The following is a 16,545-nucleotide window of genomic DNA, read 5'->3' as shown; positions in this document are numbered from 1 at the left end:
GCGCCTCGTGCTCCCGTACGCCATGTTGGAACCAATACCCCCCCCTGTTCGCCGTCGTTGTTCCGGGCAGCGTCACCCGGAAGAAGGAGGGGCGTCCAGATGGACGACGAACAGACGATGCAGGGGCGGATGGAGCTGGTCCGGTCGAGCTTCCCGGTCACGGGCCAGCCGATCAGGGTGGTGATGATCGACGGCGAGCCGTGGTTCGTCACGGCGGACGTGTGCCGAGTGCTGGGGCGGGGAAATCCGACCGATGCGGTAAAAGTCCTGGACCCGCACCAGCACCGAACCGTCGATCTGCGGTCGGTGACCCTTGTTCGGAACAAGGGTCACGACGTTTCCGCAGATCAGAAAGCCTATCGACGCGGTAATCCGATCCTCGGCGTAGTCAGCGAGCCAGGGCTCTACGGGCTGCTCATGCGCTCCGACAAACAATCGGCCCGCCCCTTCCGTGACTGGGTCACGGAAGAGTTGCTCCCGTCCATCCGACGGGGGGACACCGACATCCCCACCCAGCAGCGGCGGATGGCGGAGACGCTCAGCGAGGCGATCGGGCAGCAGGTGTACGTCGTCGCGCGGATCGAGCACGAGGACTGGCCGGGCCTGACCGTCCACTCCGACGGCACGGTCCACTGCCGGCACGGGGAGATGCGTCTCCGGCTGCCCGGCCAGGACGACAGCGGGCCACCGTTCGGCCCGTACTTCGAGTGCCCGGGCGGGGAGCACGTCGGGATCCGGGGCAGCCGGCCGGTCCCGGGCTGCCCGAAGCTGCGGATCGTGGACCTGGTCCGGATGCGGGACGAGGCCCGGGCCGAGGACGAGACCGGGGCGGCACCCGAGCCCCCTCTCATGTACGCGGTCGTGGACCACGGCCGGATCGATCGGATCCACGGAACACCACGGCAGTTCGCCGAGTTCATGCGCGAGTACCGGGACTGACGGGAATGGGGGTTACCCTCAGAATTTCTGAGGGTAACCCCCATTCCCACAGGTCAGAAACCCTACGCCGCCGCCGCCGAAAGCCTCCGCCGCAGCCGCAGGATCATCACCGTGCCCACCGCCATCGGCACGTACTGCCAGCAGAACGCCCAGCGGAAGGCGCTCGCCGAGTACCCGTCCGCCCCGGCCGGGGTCAGGACGTCGAGCAGGACGCCGATGCCGAACAGGGTGATCATCGTGCCGATGAAACCGCCCATGTTGACGATGCCGGAGGCGGTGCCGAGGCGCTCGACGGGGTTGCGGGCGCGGGCGTAGTCCAGGCCGACCAGTGAGGCGGGGCCGTTGCTGCCCATCACCAGGATGATCGAGACCAGCAGCCAGAGCGGCGGGTGGCCCTCGGGCCAGGCGAGGGTCACCGCCCACAGCAGCGAGGTGACGCCGATGGTGGTGAGCACGATCGGCATCCGGGCCCGGGAGGTCCGGGAGAGCAGCCGGCCGAAAAGGAAGCCGAAGCTCATGTTGGCGAGCACCAGCAGGGTGAGCATTCCGCCGGCCTCGGTACGGGTCATGCCCTGGGCCTGGACCAGGTAGGGCAGGCCCCACAGCAGGCCGAAGGCGTTGCCGGGGAACTGCGTGGTGAAGTGGATCCAGAGCCCGAGCCGCGTGCCCGGCTCCCGCCAGGCGTCCCGGACCTGCCGGCCGACGGCGGGCCGGGACCGTACGGCCGCCCCGACGGCCGATGACGGCTCCTCCCGCACCTCCGGAGACTCCCGGAGGAAGAGCGCGACGAGCGCGAAGACCGCGATGCCCAGCAGGGCGATGGCGGTGAAGGTGGGCGTCCAGCCCTCGCTGTGCAGGGCCTGGGCGAGGACGACGGTGGTCACCAGGTTGCCGCTCATCCCGGCCAGGCCGGTCAGCTGGGCGACGAGCGGGTTCTTCGCGGCGGGGAACCAGCGGGCGGCGATCCGCAGCACGCTGATGAAGGTCATGGCGTCGCCGCAGCCGAGCACGGCCCGGGAGGCGAGCGCGGGGCCGAAGGCGTCGGAGAAGGCGAAGGCGAGCTGGCCGGTGCTGAGCAGCAGGACGCCGAGCAGCAGGACCTTGCGCGGGCCGAACCGGTCGACCAGCACGCCGACGGGTATCTGCATGGCCGCGTAGACGAGGACCTGGAGGATCGAGAAGGTGGAGAGCGCCGAGGCGCCGATGCCGAAGCGGTCGGCGGCGTCCAGGCCGGCGACGCCGAGGCTGGTGCGGTGGATGACGGCCAGGACGTAGACGCTGGCCCCGATGGACCAGGCGATCCACGCGGCCCGGCCCCCGGGCGGCTGCCGGGGGCCCGTGGCGGGAGCGCCGGTGGTCCCACCGGCGCGGTCGGCTGTGGCGCGAGGAGCGGAGGCGGACAGGGGACGGGCTGAACGGGCTGGCTCCACGGTCATAGTGGCCCCAGATTAGTCATCCCATCATTGGATGCCCAGGGGTGGGGGCCACCCAGGGCGGCCTCCCGCCCCGCCTCAGCCGGGCACCGTCCAGGAGACCGAGCGGGTCATGTAGCGCTCCCGGAAGGCCTCGTCGCGCACCCAGTTCGTGGTGTCCCGGACGGTCGCCGTGACGGTCGCGGCGTGCCCGGGCTCCAGCGGCAGCGACGCGGTGTCCAGCCAGCTGCGGTCCGCCGCCTGCGGCTCGACCGGGACGCCGTCCACCGTCCAGTCCACCCGCAGCTGCCGGGCGCCGGTCAGCGGGACCGGCCGGACCTCCAGCCGGGGCCGGCCGGTGACGTCGCCGGGGGCCGGTACGGCGGTGTCGGTGGGCCGGATCCGGCGGTAGATCTCCTCGATGATCGCTTCCCGGGAGGGCAGGTTGTAGGCCCCGCCGAGGGTGCGCATCACCGAGTCCGGGGTGGGCCGGAAGATGCCGTTGGCGCTGCGGTAGGCGCCGATGGTCCCGGCGCCGTCCGGGGACTCCGCGCCGAGCCAGCGCCACCACTTGGACTGCTTGCGGCGCATGTCGTCGGCGTTCTCGGTGGAGAGGTTGGGGTAGTCGGCGTCGTCGGGCGCGCTGTCGTACTCGTCGCCGAGGTCGCCGACAGTGTGCCCGATCTCGTGCTGGATGATCCGGCCGGCGTCGGGGCTGCCGCCGGCCAGGGTGGTCACCCCGGTGCCGCCGGCGCCGCCGTACTCGGTGGAGTTGGCCAGCGCGATCAGGTACTGCGGACCCTCGCCGCGCCCGGCGAACCGGGCCGTCGCGTCCTCGTCGGCGCAGAGCAGCCGGGCGGTTCCCTCGCACCAGAAGTGCATGCCGAGCGGGGTGGCGGGGCTGCGGCCCCGGCTCTCGGTCTCGGCGATGCCGGAGACCGGGGAGACCACCTCGACCCGCCTTATGTTGAAGAACCCCTGGTAGCTGCGGAACGGCTCGATCTCCATCAGCGCGCGCCAGGCCCGGTCGGCCTGTTCGCGGAACACGTCCTGTTCCTCGGCGGTGTAGCCGTCGCCGAGCAGGACGAGGGTGATCCGGTTGGCCGGGTCGCCGGTCCGCCGTATGTCGACGGTCGGCGCGTCCCCGGTGGTGCGCAGATCGGCGTGCTGCACCGCGGTGTGCGGTGGGACCGCGCGGTCGGCCGGGGCACCGGCCCCGATCACCCCGAACGGTGAGGGGCCGGCCAGTTCGAGCGCGGCCGGGAGTACGGCGGTGGACACCAGCACGAGCGCGGCCAGACTCCGGACGATCCGGCCAGGGTTGCCAGGCGGCATACGGGTGCGTCCTCGACGTTCCGGTCACCCGCGTCGCCCGGGTGGTGGACGCGAAGACGTACCCGCCCCGGCGTGTCGTCCTCACAGAACAGCGAAAAAGTCACCGAACTGGACGAACCACAAGGATCTGACCAGTCATACCTATGAGTCCAACCAGGCGTTTCTCGATCATCGGCCGTGACCCCGCCGGGGAAGGTGCGGAAGTTCCCGCAGAACGGCGACAACCCCGCCCGGAGTCGGACGTCCCATTCATCAGAGGACGAAACCTGGAGCCGCGCCATGTACGAGCAGACCTACGAGCACACCGCCGTCGACCGCACCGACGACGACACCGCCTGGTCCTGAGCCCCGCCGGGACCCCAGAACGAAGGGGCCCGACTCCGCACGGCGGTGCGGAGTCGGGCCCCTTCATGTCTCCCTGGCGGGTCAGCCCCAGGTGATCAGGCGCTTCGGGTACTCCAGGATGCCCGCGATGTCGGCCAGCACCTTGGAACCCAGCTCGCCGTCCACCAACCGGTGGTCGAAGGAGAGGGCCAGCGTGGTGACCTGACGCGGGACGACCTTGCCCTTGTGCACCCACGGCAGTTCCCGGACCGCCCCGAAGGCGAGGATGGCCGCCTCGCCGGGGTTGAGGATCGGGGTGCCGCTGTCGACGCCGAAGACGCCGACATTGGTGATCGTGATCGTGCCGCCCTGCATGTCGCCGGGCGCCGTCTTCCCCTGGCGGGCCGTCTCGATCAGCTCGCCGAGCGAGACCGCCAGGCCGGAGAGGGTCCGGGCGCCGGCGTCCTTGATGTTGGGGACGATCAGCCCGCGCGGGGTGGCCGCGGCGATGCCGAGGTTCACCTGGCCCTTGATGACGATCTCCTGGGCCGCCTCGTCCCACTGGGCGTTGATCCCGGGGTGGCGCTTGACCGCGGTGAGCAGTGCCTTGGCGACCAGCAGCAGCGGGCTGACCCGGACGTCCCGGCCCAGCTCGCCGCTCTCCTTGAGCCGGCGGACGAACTTCATCGTCCGGGTCACGTCGACCTGGACGAACTCGGTGACGTGCGGGGCGGTGAAGGCCGAGGCCACCATCGCCTGCGCGGTCGCCTTGCGGACGCCCTTGATCGGCACCCGGACGTCGCCCGCGCCGGGCAGGACCGCGGCGGTGGACACCGGGGCGGCGACGGCCGGCTCGGCGGCCGGGGCCTCGACGGGGGCCTGCGCCGGGGCGGCGGCGGCCGCCGCGTGGGCGTGCAGGTCCTCGCGGGTGATCACGCCGTCCGGACCGGTCGGGGTGACGACCCGGAGGTCGATCCCGAGGTCCTTGGCGAGCTTGCGCACCGGAGGCTTGGCCAGCGGCCGGTCACCGGACACCTCGACGGCCGCCACCGGCACCGGCACCGGGGCCGGGACGGCGACGGGCGCCGGAGCCGGCACGGCCGCCGCGGCGGTCGCCGTGACCGTGGTGCGCCGCGCCCGGCGCTGGCTGCCGCCGGTCCGCGGACCGTAGCCGACCAGCACCTCGCGCCGCTCGGGCTCGGGTGCCTCGGGGGCCTCGACGACGGGCGCCGGGGCCGGGGCCGGGACCGGGACCGGGGCGACGGCAGCGGCGGCGACGGGCGCCCCCGCCGCTCCGGCCACCGCGACCGAGATGATCGCGGTGCCGACGTCGACGGTCGCGCCCTCCGGGAAGAACAGCTGCTCGACGACCCCGGTGAACGGGATCGGCAGCTCCACGGCGGCCTTGGCGGTCTCCACCTCGCAGACGACCTGCCCGTCGGTGACGGTGTCACCCGGCTTGACGTACCAGCTGAGGATCTCGGCCTCGGTCAGGCCCTCGCCCACATCGGGCATCTTGAACTCGCGGAGCGAGCGAACTTCGGTGGTCATCAGCGCTCCCCGGGATCAGTACGCGAACGCGCGGTCGACGGCGTCGAGCACGCGGTCCAGGTCGGGGAGGAAGGACTCCTCGACCCGGGACGGCGGGTACGGCGCGTAGTAGCCGCCGACCCGCAGGATCGGCGCCTCCAGGTGGTAGAAGCACCGCTCGGTGAGCCGGGCGGCCAGTTCGGCGCCCATGCCCAGGAACACCGGGGCCTCGTGCACCACGATGCCGCGGCCGGTCCGCTTGACGGACTCCTCCAGGGCGGCGAAGTCGACCGGGGTGAGCGAGCGGAGGTCGACGACCTCCAGCCGGCGGCCGTCCTCCTCGGCGGCCGCGGCGGCCTCCAGGCAGACCTTGACCATCGGCCCGTAGGCGATCAGCGTGGCGTCGGCACCGGGGCGGACGATCCGCGCGTCGTGCAGGCCCAGGTCGGCGGAGTCGCCGACCTCGCCCTTGTCCCAGTAGCGGCGCTTGGGCTCCAGGAAGATCACCGGGTCGTCCGACTCGATGGCCTGGCGCAGCATCCAGTGCGCGTCGTGCGCGTTGGACGGGGTGACCACCCGCAGACCGGCGGTGTGGGCGAAGTACGCCTCGTGCGACTCGCTGTGGTGCTCGACCGCGCCGATGCCACCCGCGTAGGGGATACGGACGGTGACCGGCATCTTGACGTGCCCGAGCGCGCGGGCGTGCATCTTGGCCAGCTGGGAGACGATCTGGTCGAAGGCCGGGTAGACGAAGCCGTCGAACTGGATCTCCACGACCGGGCGGTAGCCGCGCAGCGCGAGGCCGATCGCGGTGCCGACGATGCCGGACTCGGCGAGCGGGGTGTCGATCACCCGGTCCTCGCCGAAGTCCTTCTGGAGGCCGTCGGTGATCCGGAAGACGCCGCCGAGCTTGCCGATGTCCTCGCCCATCAGCAGGGTCTTCGGGTCGCTCTCCAGCGACTTGCGCAGCGCCCCGTTGAGCGCCTTGGCGATGCTGAGCTGGCCGGCCATCAGTGGTTCTCCCCCGCCTCGAAGGAGGCCGCGTACTCGATGTACTCGGCCCGTTCCTCATCGACCAGCGCGTGCGGCTCCGCGTAGACGTGGTCGAAGATCAGGGTGGGGTCGGGGTCCGGCATGCTGCGCACACCCTCGCGCACCCGCAGCCCGAGCTGCTCGCTCTCGGTCTCGATCGAGGCGAAGAACTCCTCGTCGGCCAGGCCCTCCTTCTCCAGGAGGGTGCGGAGCCGGGTGATCGGGTCCTTGGCCTTCCAGGCCTCGGTCTCGTCGGCCGCCCGGTAGCGGGTCGGGTCGTCGGAGGTGGTGTGCGCGCCCATCCGGTAGGTGAAGGCCTCGATCAGCACCGGGCCGTTGCCGGTGCGGGCGTGCTCCAGGGCCCAGCGGGTCACCGCGAGGCAGGCCAGCACGTCGTTGCCGTCGACCCGGATGCCCGGGAAGCCGAAGCCGGAGGCCCGGCGGTACAGCGGGATCTTCGTCTGGGTGGTGGTGGGCTCGGAGATCGCCCACTGGTTGTTCTGGCAGAAGAAGACCACCGGCGAGTTGTAGACCGAGGCGAAGGTGAAGGCCTCGTTGACGTCGCCCTGGCTGGAGGCGCCGTCGCCGAAGTACGCGATCACCGCGTCGTCGGCGCCGTCCTTGGTGATGCCCATCGCGTATCCGGTGGCGTGCAGGGTCTGCGCGCCGATCACGATGGTGTAGAGGTGGAAGTTCTTCTCGTTCGGGTCCCAGCCGCCGTGGTTCACGCCGCGGAACATGCCGAGCAGGTTCAGCGGGTCGACGTCGCGGCACCAGGCCACGCCGTGCTCGCGGTAGGTGGGGAAGGCGTAGTCGCCCGGTCGCATCGCGCGGCCGGAACCGACCTGGGCGGCCTCCTGGCCCAGCAGCGAGGCCCACAGGCCCAGCTCGCCCTGACGCTGCAGCGAGGTCGCCTCGGCGTCGAAACGACGCACCAGCACCAGGTCACGGTAGAGGGCCCGGAGCTCGTCCGCCTCCACGGTGAGCGGGAAGTCCGGGTGCTCGACCCGCTCGCCTTCCGGGGTGAGCAGCTGTACGAGCTCCGGCTGGGCGTCCTTGGCCGTGGCGCGGACGCCGGGGGCAGCCTTCTTGCGGGCCCTCGCCGTGCTTTTGACGGTCACGTTCACTCCTCGGTCTGTCCGGCCGCCCGGGGTCGCCGGTGACCGGTCCGGTCACCGCCTCGCGGGGCGCGCGTGGGTGTGCGCACCCGCAGCGGGGCAGGTGGTGATCCTTTTCCGACGGCGTCCCTCACGAGAACGTTACCCAGCGTCCGTCCTCGACGCGTCTGCGCTAGGACGTCCTACTTGTTCGGGGTCTACAAACCGCGCGTGTGGCGCAGCTCTCAATTCGGTCGCGTTCAGGACACCAGCGCACGTTATCCGGGCGGAGGCTCCGGCGTAAGGGGGTTACCGGCATCGGTTTGGACCGCTCTGGCCGGATCGTGACCCCGGCGCGGTACGGGCGAGAGGTCTTTCGTAGGGTGATATGGGAGGCTTTGCGCGTGACTGATAACGGACAAATCACGGTATTCCTCCTCGACGACCACGAGGTCGTCCGGCGGGGTGTCCATGAACTCCTCTCCGTCGAGGAGGACATCGAGGTGGTCGGCGAGGCCGGCACCGCCGCCGAGGCGCTGACCAGGATCCCCGCCGTCCACCCCGATGTCGCGGTGCTCGACGTCCGGCTGCCGGACGGCAACGGCGTCGAGGTCTGCCGGGAGATCCGCTCCCGGATGCCGGAGATCAAGTGCCTGATGCTGACCTCGTTCTCGGACGACGAGGCCCTGTTCGACTCGATCATGGCGGGTGCCTCCGGCTATGTGCTGAAGGCGATCCGCGGCACCGACCTGATCACCGCGGTCCGGGACGTCGCGGCAGGCAAGTCACTGCTCGACCCGGTCGCCACCAGTCGGGTGCTGGCCCGGCTGCGGGACGGCGGCGAGAAGGAGGACGAACGGCTCGCCCAGCTCACCAAGCAGGAGCGCCGCATTCTGGACCTGATCGGCGAAGGGATGACCAACCGTCAGATCGGCAATGAACTGCACCTCGCCGAAAAGACGGTGAAGAACTACGTCTCCAGTCTGCTCGCCAAGATGGGGATGGAGCGACGGACCCAGGCGGCGGCGTTCGTGGCGCGGCACCAGGCGGACCAGCAGCACTGATAGGGCCCCAGCACATAACTGACGACCTGTCAAGGACCCCCGCCGAGAGGTCCTAACCTCTGGCTGTGACTTTCAGCCAGACCCTTGCCTGTGCACCAGCCCGTCCCGACCTCACCGCACCCCCGATAGGAACGCTCAGCCCTCCCGTCCCCCACGCGGCGCTCGCCGAGGTCCTGCGCCGCTACCGGGTGGGCCGCCTGCTCACCGCCGAACCAGTCGCCGAAGGCTTGCTGAACCGCGGCTACCGGGTCACCACCGAGGCCGGCGGCTACTTCCTGAAGTGCTACGTCGACGCCGCGACCGCCGGCCGCGAGGCGGTCGCCGGCCACCACCGGGCGATGGCCGCACTCGCCGCCCTGGGCCTGCCCGTCGAGCCCCCGCTCGCCCTCGCCGAACGGACCGGCACCATCGCCCCGTTCGGCGGCCGGCTGTTCGCCCTCTTCCCCTGGGTGGACGGCGGGCACCGCCACGGAACCGAACTGTCCCCGCCGCAGTGCGCCGAGCTGGGCGCGCTGCTCGGCCGGCTGCACGGCGCCCTCGACGAGGTCTGCGCGCCCGTCGCACAACCCTCCGGCTACCGCAGCGCCGATCCGCTCGACAGCTCCGCACTCGCCCACGACCTGCGCGAACGGGCCCGCGAGCACCACCCCCACGGCGAACTGGACGCGCTGGTCGAGCGCCGGCTGGACGAACGGCTGGAGCTGCTCGCCGAGCACGCCCACCGGCGTCCCGCCCCGGGCGCCGCCCCGCCCACCGGCTGGACCCACGGCGACTTCCACGGGCTCAACCTGCTGCACCGGGACGGACGGATCGCGGCCGTCCTGGACTGGGACAAGCTGGGACGGCAGCCGCGCGCCGAGGAGGCCGTCCGCGCGGCCACCCTGCTCCTCAACGACCGCGCCACCGGGGTGCTGGACCTCGTCCGGGTCCGGCACTGGTCCCAGGCCTACCGGGCCACCGGGGCCGCCACCGCCGAGCACCTGGCCGCCGCGACCCACCGGGTCTGGTGGGAGCGGCTGAACGACTTCTGGATGCTCCAGTGGCGCTACCAGCGGGGCGACCACCGGGCCGACCCGCTCTACCCCGCCTCGGCGGGCCAGTTGGCGTGGTGGTGCCAGGAGTACGAGCAGGTCCTGGACGCCTTCGCCAACTGACCCGGCGGCCGGACCCCCGCGGCCGATCACGGCCCGGGGTCCGGCCGGATCAGTCAGGGAACGGCCGGGGTGGCCGCCCCGCCGGTCGGCTTCGGGGTGGTGCCGCCGGCACCGCCCCCGGCCGGCGGCGTCTGGCTGCCGCCGGTCGGCGGCGGGTTGGTCGCCGGCGGGGCCGTGGCCGGGGGCGTCGTCGCGCCGCCGCCCGTCCCGGTGGTCGGGGTGTTGGTCGGCGGGGCGCTGGCCGTGCCGGTCGGCGTCGTGCTCGGGCTCGGCGCCTTGCTGCCGGTCGTGCTCGGTGTCGCCGGCGCCGGGCTGGTCGGGTGCTTGCCGGTCGGCTGGCTCGGCGGCTGGGTCTGGTTGCCGCCGTTGTTGTTGGGGTCGCTCGTCTGCGACTGCTGCGGACGACGCGAGTTCTGGCCGCTCGGGGCCGTGGTCGTGGTCGAACCGGAGCTGGGCGTGGTCGCCTCCGGCGCCGTCGACACCACCCCGGTGCTCGGGCCGAGGTCGCTCGGCTTCCCGCCGCCGCCGCCGTTGTCGTTGCCGCTCAGCGCCATGGCGATGCCCGCGCTGGCCGCGACGACCACCGCCACGACGGCTGCCACCCAGCGCCACGGACCGCGCCGGCCGCCGCCACCGCGCCCGTGCCCGCCGCCCTGCCCGTCGTCCGAACCGTCGCCGCCGTAGGCCGGGTAGCCGGAGGACGGCGTGTGCGGGCCGCCCGGCACCTGGTACGGCAGCATCGCTGTCGGGTCGCCCGGGACGCCCGCCCCGAGCACCGCCGTCTCGTCCACGCCCAGCGGGGGCATCCCGCCGTGGCCCTGGCCGGCCGCGGCCAGCCCGGCCGTCGCGCCGAGCGGCCAGCCGCCGGTGCCGCCGGTGAGCTCGCGCAGCGCGTGCTCGATGTGCGCGCGGAACTCGTCCGCGTCCTGGAAGCGGTCGTCCGGGTTCTTCGCGAGCGAGCGCAGCACCAGGTGGTCCAGGCCGGCCGGGACCCGCGGATTGGCCTGCGAGGGCGGCACCGGCATGTCCTGCACGTGCTGGTAGACCACCGACAGCGGGGTGTCACCGGTGAACGGCGGCCGCAGCGCCAGCAGTTCGTACAGCATGCAGCCGGCCGCGTACAGGTCGGAGCGGTGGTCGACCGGCTTGCCCAGCGCCTGCTCCGGCGAGAGGTACTGCGGGGTGCCCATGACCATGCCGGTCTGGGTCATGGTCGAGGCGGTGCCGGTGAGCGCCCGGGCGATGCCGAAGTCCATCACCTTGACCGCGCCGGTGGTCGTGATGATCACGTTGGCCGGCTTGATGTCACGGTGCACGATGCCGTGCCGGTGGCTGTAGGCGAGTGCCTCCAGCACCCCGGCGATGATGATCAGCGCCTGGTCGACCGGCGGCTCCTCCTCGTCCACCAGCAGCTCGCGGACGGTCCGGCCCTCGACCAGCTCCATCACGATGTACGGCGTCGACTCCTCGCCGACGTACTCCTCGCCGGTGTCGTACACCGCGACGATCGCGTGGTGGTTGAGCGCCGCGACGGCGTGCGCCTCCCTGGTGAAGCGGAGCCGGGCGATCTCGTCCTGGGCCAGTTCACCGCGGAGCAGCTTCACCGCGACGGTCCGCCCGAGCCGGACGTCCTGGGCGGCGAGCACCTCGGCCATACCGCCCCGGCCGAGCCGGTGGGTCAGCCGGTAGCGGCCGTCACCGACCGTGCCCAGCGGGGCGGCGGTGCCCCGGCCGGGCGTCTGCGGGCCGCCGTACGGCGGGAGCGCGGTCGTGGCCGCGTCGCCACCGGGCTCGGGCATCCCGGGGGCCCCGCCGCCCGGACCGGTCGCCCAGGCCCCGTCGTCGTCCGGATGCTGCGTCTGTGCCATCGCTCCTCGCCCCGGGCCTTCGCTCGGATCGCGGTGCCCTGTCGCTCGTGTCCCCGAACGCTACCGCCTCCGGCCGACCCCCGGAGCACGCGTGTTCCGGGTGGAATCCGTCAGAGCAGGCCATTCCGGTCGGCCTGGCCGTCCAGTCGCAGCACCGTGACCGCCGCGCCCGAGACGCCCCTGGTCGACCCGCTCTTCGTCGTGTCCTCGGCCCGGTTGACCACGATCGCGATGATGATGACCGCCAGCACGATCACACCGACGATGATGCCGATGATCACCAGGGCGGTCGAGCAGCCACCGCTGTTCGACGCGGGCACCGGCTGCGGCTGGAACGGCGGCGCCGGCATCGGGTGCGGCGGCGGGGTGTGCGCCTGCTGCGGGAAGGGGTGCGGCGTGTGCGGCGCCTGGAACGCCGGCGGCGTCTGGAACGGCTGCGGCTGCGGGAAGGGGTGCGGGGTGTGCGGCGCCTGGAACGCCGGCGGCGGCGTCTGGAACGGCTGCGGCTGCGCGAACGGCTGCGGCTGGAAGGGCTGCGGCTGCACGAACGGCTGCGGGGTCTGCGGCGCGGCGTGCACCGACCGAGGACCGTCGGTGATCACCAGCGGGTTGCTGGCCGCCAGCGGGCTGCCGCCGCCCTTGCCGGCCGCGATCAGCCGCTCGGCCTCGTCCCGCATCGCCGCCGCACTCGGGAAGCGGTGCGCCGGGTCCTTGCGCAGCGCCGTCGCGACGAACCCGTCGACCGCCGGAGCGAGCCGCGGGTTGAGCGTGGACGGCGCCGGCGGCTCCTCCTGGACGTGCTTGTACGCGATCGAGAAGGCCGAGTCGCCGTCGAAGACCAGCTGACCGGTGATCATCTCGAAGAGCATCACCCCGACCGAGTAGAGGTCGGAGCGGGCGTCCACCGGCTTGCCCAGCGCCTGCTCGGGCGAGAGGTACTGCGGGGTGCCGACCACCATGCCGGTCTGGGTCATCGAGGTGACCCCGCTCTCCAGCGCGCGGGCGATGCCGAAGTCCATGACCTTGACGTTGCCCTTGCGGTCGAACATGACGTTCCCGGGCTTGATGTCACGGTGCACCAGGCCCATGTCGTGCGAGGCCTCCAGCGCGTTCAGCACACCGATGGTGACCCGCAGCGCCTCCTCGACCGGCATCGCGCCGTGCTGGCCGACCGCCTCGTTGATGGCGTCCCGCAGGCCCTTGCCGTCGATCAGCTGCATCACGATGTACGGCGTGCTGGAGCCGTCCTGGGCGATGTCCTCGCCGCTGTCGTAGACGGTGACGATGTTCGGGTGCTCCAGCCGGGCCACCGCCTGGGCCTCGCGGCGGAACCGCTCCTTGAACGAGTCGTCCCGGCCCAGCTCGGCGTGCATGCTCTTCAGCGCGACCTGCCGGTCCAGCACGCTGTCGTACGCGAGGTGGACCGAGGCCATACCGCCCTCGCCCAGCACCCGCTGCAGCACGTACCGCCCGTTGCCCAGGGAGTAGCCCTCGGCCGCCGCGTTGCCGTGCTCGCTCATGGTCCTCTGCTCCCCCTCGGCGCGGCCGTACCGCCGCGACCGTGACATTCGGTCTCGTCCGTGCGTGTTCTCCGGGCCCGGCCCGCTGGCCTGCCCGACCCCTGCCGCGACGCTCGCCCGGACTGCGACAGGGGGTCAGGGTATCGGCTCGCGAGGACACCGAACGGCCCAGGGCCGACACTGTGTCCAGGTCGCGACCCGGTACCCGTCGGTAGTGCTCGCGCCGCCGGGACGGCCGGCCGCGCCCCGTACCGTGCCGCCCCGGCGGGGCTTCGGCGGTACGGGTACGGCCGACGTCCACGGGTGGGCGGACGCCTTCGGGTGGGGACGGCTACAGGTACGGACCGGAGCGGATGCCGCGGCCCTCGCCCGGCTCGTCCCCCTCCGGCTCCCCGCCGTGCAGACCGGGCGGCAGCGCCCGCCGCATCTGCTCCAGCTGCGCCCGGGCCGCCATCTGCTGCGCGAACAGCGCGGTCTGGATGCCGTGGAACAGGCCCTCCAGCCAGCCCACCAGCTGCGCCTGGGCGATCCGCAGCTCGGCCTCGGTCGGGATCGAGTCCTCGGTGAACGGGAGCGACAGCCGCTCCAGCTCGGCCACCAGCTCGGGGGCCAGGCCCAGCTCCAGCTCCTTGATCGAGCTGGCGTGGATGTCCTTCAACCGCGCCCGGCTGGCCTCGTCGAGGGGAGCCGCCCGGACCTCCTCCAGCAGCTGCTTGATCATGCTGCCGATCCGCATGACCTTGGCGGGCTGTTCGACCATCTCGGTCACCGGCAGTTCACGCGGACCGTCGCCGAGGTCCCCCATCGGGCCGGTCGTCGCCGAACCCACCGGCAGCCCGTCCGGTCCGACGATCAGCACCTTCTGGCCGTCCTGCGGCTGCCCGCCCATGGCCTGGTGGAACTCCTGCGACGAGTACTCGTTCATCGGATTCGTCATGAACCACATTCTCCCTCACTGGGGTTGCCGGGGAGGAGGCCCCCGACCGACCCGCCCCGCCCCGCCCCGACCGCCGGCGGTGCCGCGACTGGCCGCGCACCCGCAACCGGAAACGACGCTACGCCCGGGGGGCGGGGCAGCGGTATCCGTACGGATACTCAGTCCGCCCCGGGATCCGGGGCACCGGGGCACCCCCGTCCGAGCACCGGTCCGGGCCTGTTCGACCGCCGGGGACGCGGCTCAGTGCCGGCGCAGCCGCAGCCCGATCAGGCCCAGACCGCAGCCGATCAGGCCCAGACCGGCACCCAGCGGGAGCTGGCGGGTGGCCGCGTCGTCCCAGCGGGTGGGCAGCAGGGCCGGGCCGACCAGCACCGCCTGCGGCCCGGGCCGGCCGAGTGCCAGGGTCTCGCTGCCGGAGCCGTCGTCCGGCACGGCCGGGTCCACCGCGCCGTCGGCACCCCCGACCGCCGGGCCCGGGGCGGCGTCCGCTGCGGCGACCTGCTGCTCCGGCGCCTGCTCGGCCGCCTGCGCCCGGCCCGGGTCCGGCGCCCCCTCGGGGGCCGACCCGGTGCGCTCGGGCGCCGAGGCGGGGCGGTGGCGGCCGTGGCGCTGCTCCCGGTCGGCCCAGGAGGGGCCCGGGCGGACCCGGCCGACCGCCTGCCACGCCACCGCCGTGGCGGCCGGAACGACCGAGGACGGCGACACCGGAGCGGCCGGCCCGGGCACGATCGGCTCGGGGGAGGACGGCCCGGCGGTGGAGGGCTCGGACGCGGTCGGCGCGGCGGGGGTCTCCGCGACGGCCGTCGGCTCCGGCCCGGTACCGGCGGACGACTGTTCCGACTCCTGCTGCGGCTCGGGCACCGGCTCCGACTCCTGGTGCGGCTCCGGCTGCGGCTCCGGGGAAGCCACCGGGGAGAGCCCGTCCGAGGGCACCGCCGATCCGGACGGCGCCGGGGCCTCCGACTGCTCCGACGGTTCGGCGGCGACGACCGGGGCGGGGGCCGCACCGGCGGCACCCGCCGGAGCGCTCGGCAGCGCGATCGCGGCCGGCCCGAGCACCAGCGGCACGGCGAGCCCGAGCACCGCCACCGCCAGCAGCCGCCGGCCGGTGCGGCGGGGGGAAGGGGAAAGGGAAGGGTGCGGCGGCAGTGCCGCAGGCAGCGGCCCGAGGAACGCGGACGAGGGTGCGGGCACGGTCGAGGTCCTTCCGCGACGGCCGACCGCGCTGGGCGGGGTCGGCGGCGGGACAGCTCCCGTCCAGACTCACACAGTCCGACATTCCGGGCATGTCGTACGGCGGGCCCGGGCGGCCGACAGGCCCCCGGACCCGCCGGACCCGCGGCCTCAGACCTTCAGGACCACCTTGCCGACCTGCGCCCCGCCCTCCAGCACCCGGTGCGCCTCGGCCGCCTCCGCCAGCGGCAGCACCCGGTCGACCACCGGCCGCACCACGCCCGACTCCACCAGCGGCCAGACGTGCTCGCGCACCGCCGCCACGATCGCCGCCTTCTCGGCGAGCGGCCGGCCGCGCAGATTGGTCGCGATCACCGCGGCGCGCTTGCGCAGCAGCGTGTTGAGGTTCAGCTCGCCCTTCACCCCGCCCTGCAGCCCGATGATCACCAGCCGCCCGTTGACCGCCAGCGCGTCCACGTTCCGCGACAGGTACTTGGCGCCCATGATGTCCAGGATCACGTCCGCCCCGGCGCCGCCGGTGGCCTCCCCGAGCACCTCGACGAAGTCCTGCTCGCGGTAGTCGATCAGCACATCGGCGCCCAGTTCGGCGCAGCGGGCCAGCTTCTCGGGACCGCCCGCCGTCACCGCGACCCGGGCGCCGACGGCCTTGGCCAGCTGGATCGCCATCGTCCCGATGCCGCTCGCGCCGCCGTGCACCAGCACCGTCTCGCCGGGCCGCAGCCGCGCGGTGAGGAAGACGTTGGACCACACCGTGCAGACGACCTCCGGCAGCGCGGCGGCCTGCTCCGGCGTCAGCCCCTTCGGCAGCGGCAGCAGTTGGCCGACCGGCACCGCGACCCGCTCCGCGTAGCCGCCGCCGACCAGCAGCGCGCACACCTCGTCGCCGACCGCCCAGCCGGCCACCCCGGGCCCCAGCGCGGCGATCCGGCCCGCGCACTCCAGGCCCGGATAGCGCGAACTGCCCGGCGGCGGATCGTAGAAGCCCTGCCGCTGGAGCAGGTCGGCCCGGTTGACGGCGGTGGCCGCCACCTCGACCAGGACCTCGCCCTCCCCGGGCACCGGGTCCGGCACCTCCGCCCAGCGCAGCGCCTCGGGGCCGCCGGGTTCAGGAATCGTCATCGCATGCATGGGCCCGACGC

14 protein-coding genes are annotated in these 16,545 nt (G+C 73.2%); 4 read left to right on the top strand and 10 right to left on the bottom strand.

Features of this window, described 5'->3' with window-relative positions:
• The first annotated feature begins 99 nt into the window (after positions 1–99).
• Entirely contained in the window at positions 100–939 is an 840-nt protein-coding gene (locus OG715_RS22535; protein ID WP_266270657.1) for a BRO-N domain-containing protein, read from the top strand.
• Positions 940–1,001: 62 nt separating this feature from the next.
• Here the strand turns inward: OG715_RS22535 and OG715_RS22530 are convergent, their stop codons facing one another.
• A complete protein-coding gene (locus tag OG715_RS22530; RefSeq protein WP_266270656.1) occupies positions 1,002–2,375 on the bottom strand; it encodes an MFS transporter in 1,374 nt (457 codons plus the stop codon).
• Between the two features lie 75 nt (positions 2,376–2,450).
• Positions 2,451–3,686 (bottom strand): M64 family metallopeptidase, encoded by a 1,236-nt coding sequence (locus OG715_RS22525; RefSeq protein ID WP_266270655.1) that lies wholly within the window; start codon positions 3,684–3,686, stop codon positions 2,451–2,453.
• A gap of 177 nt (positions 3,687–3,863) precedes the next feature.
• Between OG715_RS22525 and OG715_RS22520 the strand changes: the two genes are divergently transcribed.
• Positions 3,864–4,031 (top strand): hypothetical protein, encoded by a 168-nt coding sequence (locus tag OG715_RS22520; protein WP_266270654.1) that lies wholly within the window; start codon positions 3,864–3,866, stop codon positions 4,029–4,031.
• 81 nt (positions 4,032–4,112) lie between these two features.
• Here the strand turns inward: OG715_RS22520 and OG715_RS22515 are convergent, their stop codons facing one another.
• Genes OG715_RS22515 through pdhA form a run of 3 tightly spaced genes read right to left on the bottom strand, consistent with a single transcriptional unit; the run spans position 4,113 to position 7,693 of the window.
• Positions 4,113–5,561 (bottom strand): dihydrolipoamide acetyltransferase family protein, encoded by a 1,449-nt coding sequence (locus OG715_RS22515; RefSeq protein WP_266270652.1) that lies wholly within the window; start codon positions 5,559–5,561, stop codon positions 4,113–4,115.
• Between the two features lie 15 nt (positions 5,562–5,576).
• Positions 5,577–6,551, bottom strand: a complete 975-nt coding sequence (locus tag OG715_RS22510) for an alpha-ketoacid dehydrogenase subunit beta (protein ID WP_407661004.1) — start codon at positions 6,549–6,551, stop codon at positions 5,577–5,579.
• On the bottom strand, positions 6,551–7,693 hold the full coding sequence (pdhA, locus tag OG715_RS22505; protein WP_045938867.1) for a pyruvate dehydrogenase (acetyl-transferring) E1 component subunit alpha: 1,143 nt from the start codon (positions 7,691–7,693) through the stop codon (positions 6,551–6,553). Before pdhA ends, OG715_RS22510 begins: the two co-directional genes overlap by 1 nt.
• A 380-nt stretch (positions 7,694–8,073) precedes the next feature.
• On the opposite strand from pdhA, the gene OG715_RS22500 reads away from it, so the two are divergent.
• Both OG715_RS22500 and OG715_RS22495 read left to right on the top strand, forming a co-directional pair.
• Complete coding sequence (locus tag OG715_RS22500) at positions 8,074–8,733, top strand: response regulator (RefSeq protein WP_045938868.1); 660 nt, start codon at positions 8,074–8,076, stop codon at positions 8,731–8,733.
• 65 nt (positions 8,734–8,798) lie between these two features.
• Entirely contained in the window at positions 8,799–9,887 is a 1,089-nt protein-coding gene (locus OG715_RS22495; protein WP_266270651.1) for a phosphotransferase enzyme family protein, read from the top strand.
• Positions 9,888–9,940: 53 nt separating this feature from the next.
• Here OG715_RS22495 and OG715_RS22490 read toward each other — a convergent pair whose 3' ends face one another.
• The 5 genes from OG715_RS22490 to OG715_RS22470 form a co-directional block, all read right to left on the bottom strand.
• Positions 9,941–11,755, bottom strand: coding sequence for a protein kinase domain-containing protein (locus OG715_RS22490; protein WP_266270649.1), 1,815 nt, complete (start codon positions 11,753–11,755; stop codon positions 9,941–9,943).
• A 110-nt stretch (positions 11,756–11,865) separates the two neighbouring features.
• A complete protein-coding gene (locus tag OG715_RS22485; RefSeq protein ID WP_266270648.1) occupies positions 11,866–13,275 on the bottom strand; it encodes a protein kinase domain-containing protein in 1,410 nt (469 codons plus the stop codon).
• A gap of 331 nt (positions 13,276–13,606) precedes the next feature.
• Positions 13,607–14,164, bottom strand: a complete 558-nt coding sequence (locus OG715_RS22480) for a bacterial proteasome activator family protein (RefSeq protein ID WP_266271785.1) — start codon at positions 14,162–14,164, stop codon at positions 13,607–13,609.
• Positions 14,165–14,452: 288 nt separating this feature from the next.
• A complete protein-coding gene (locus OG715_RS22475; RefSeq protein ID WP_266270647.1) occupies positions 14,453–15,406 on the bottom strand; it encodes a hypothetical protein in 954 nt (317 codons plus the stop codon).
• Positions 15,407–15,556: 150 nt separating this feature from the next.
• Positions 15,557–16,534, bottom strand: a complete 978-nt coding sequence (locus tag OG715_RS22470; protein ID WP_266270646.1) for an NAD(P)H-quinone oxidoreductase — start codon at positions 16,532–16,534, stop codon at positions 15,557–15,559.
• Positions 16,535–16,545: the final 11 nt, after the last annotated feature.

This window comes from Kitasatospora purpeofusca (assembly GCF_036010405.1).
GTDB lineage: Bacteria > Actinomycetota > Actinomycetes > Streptomycetales > Streptomycetaceae > Kitasatospora > Kitasatospora purpeofusca.
This window is presented reverse-complemented; position numbering and strand designations above follow the sequence as displayed.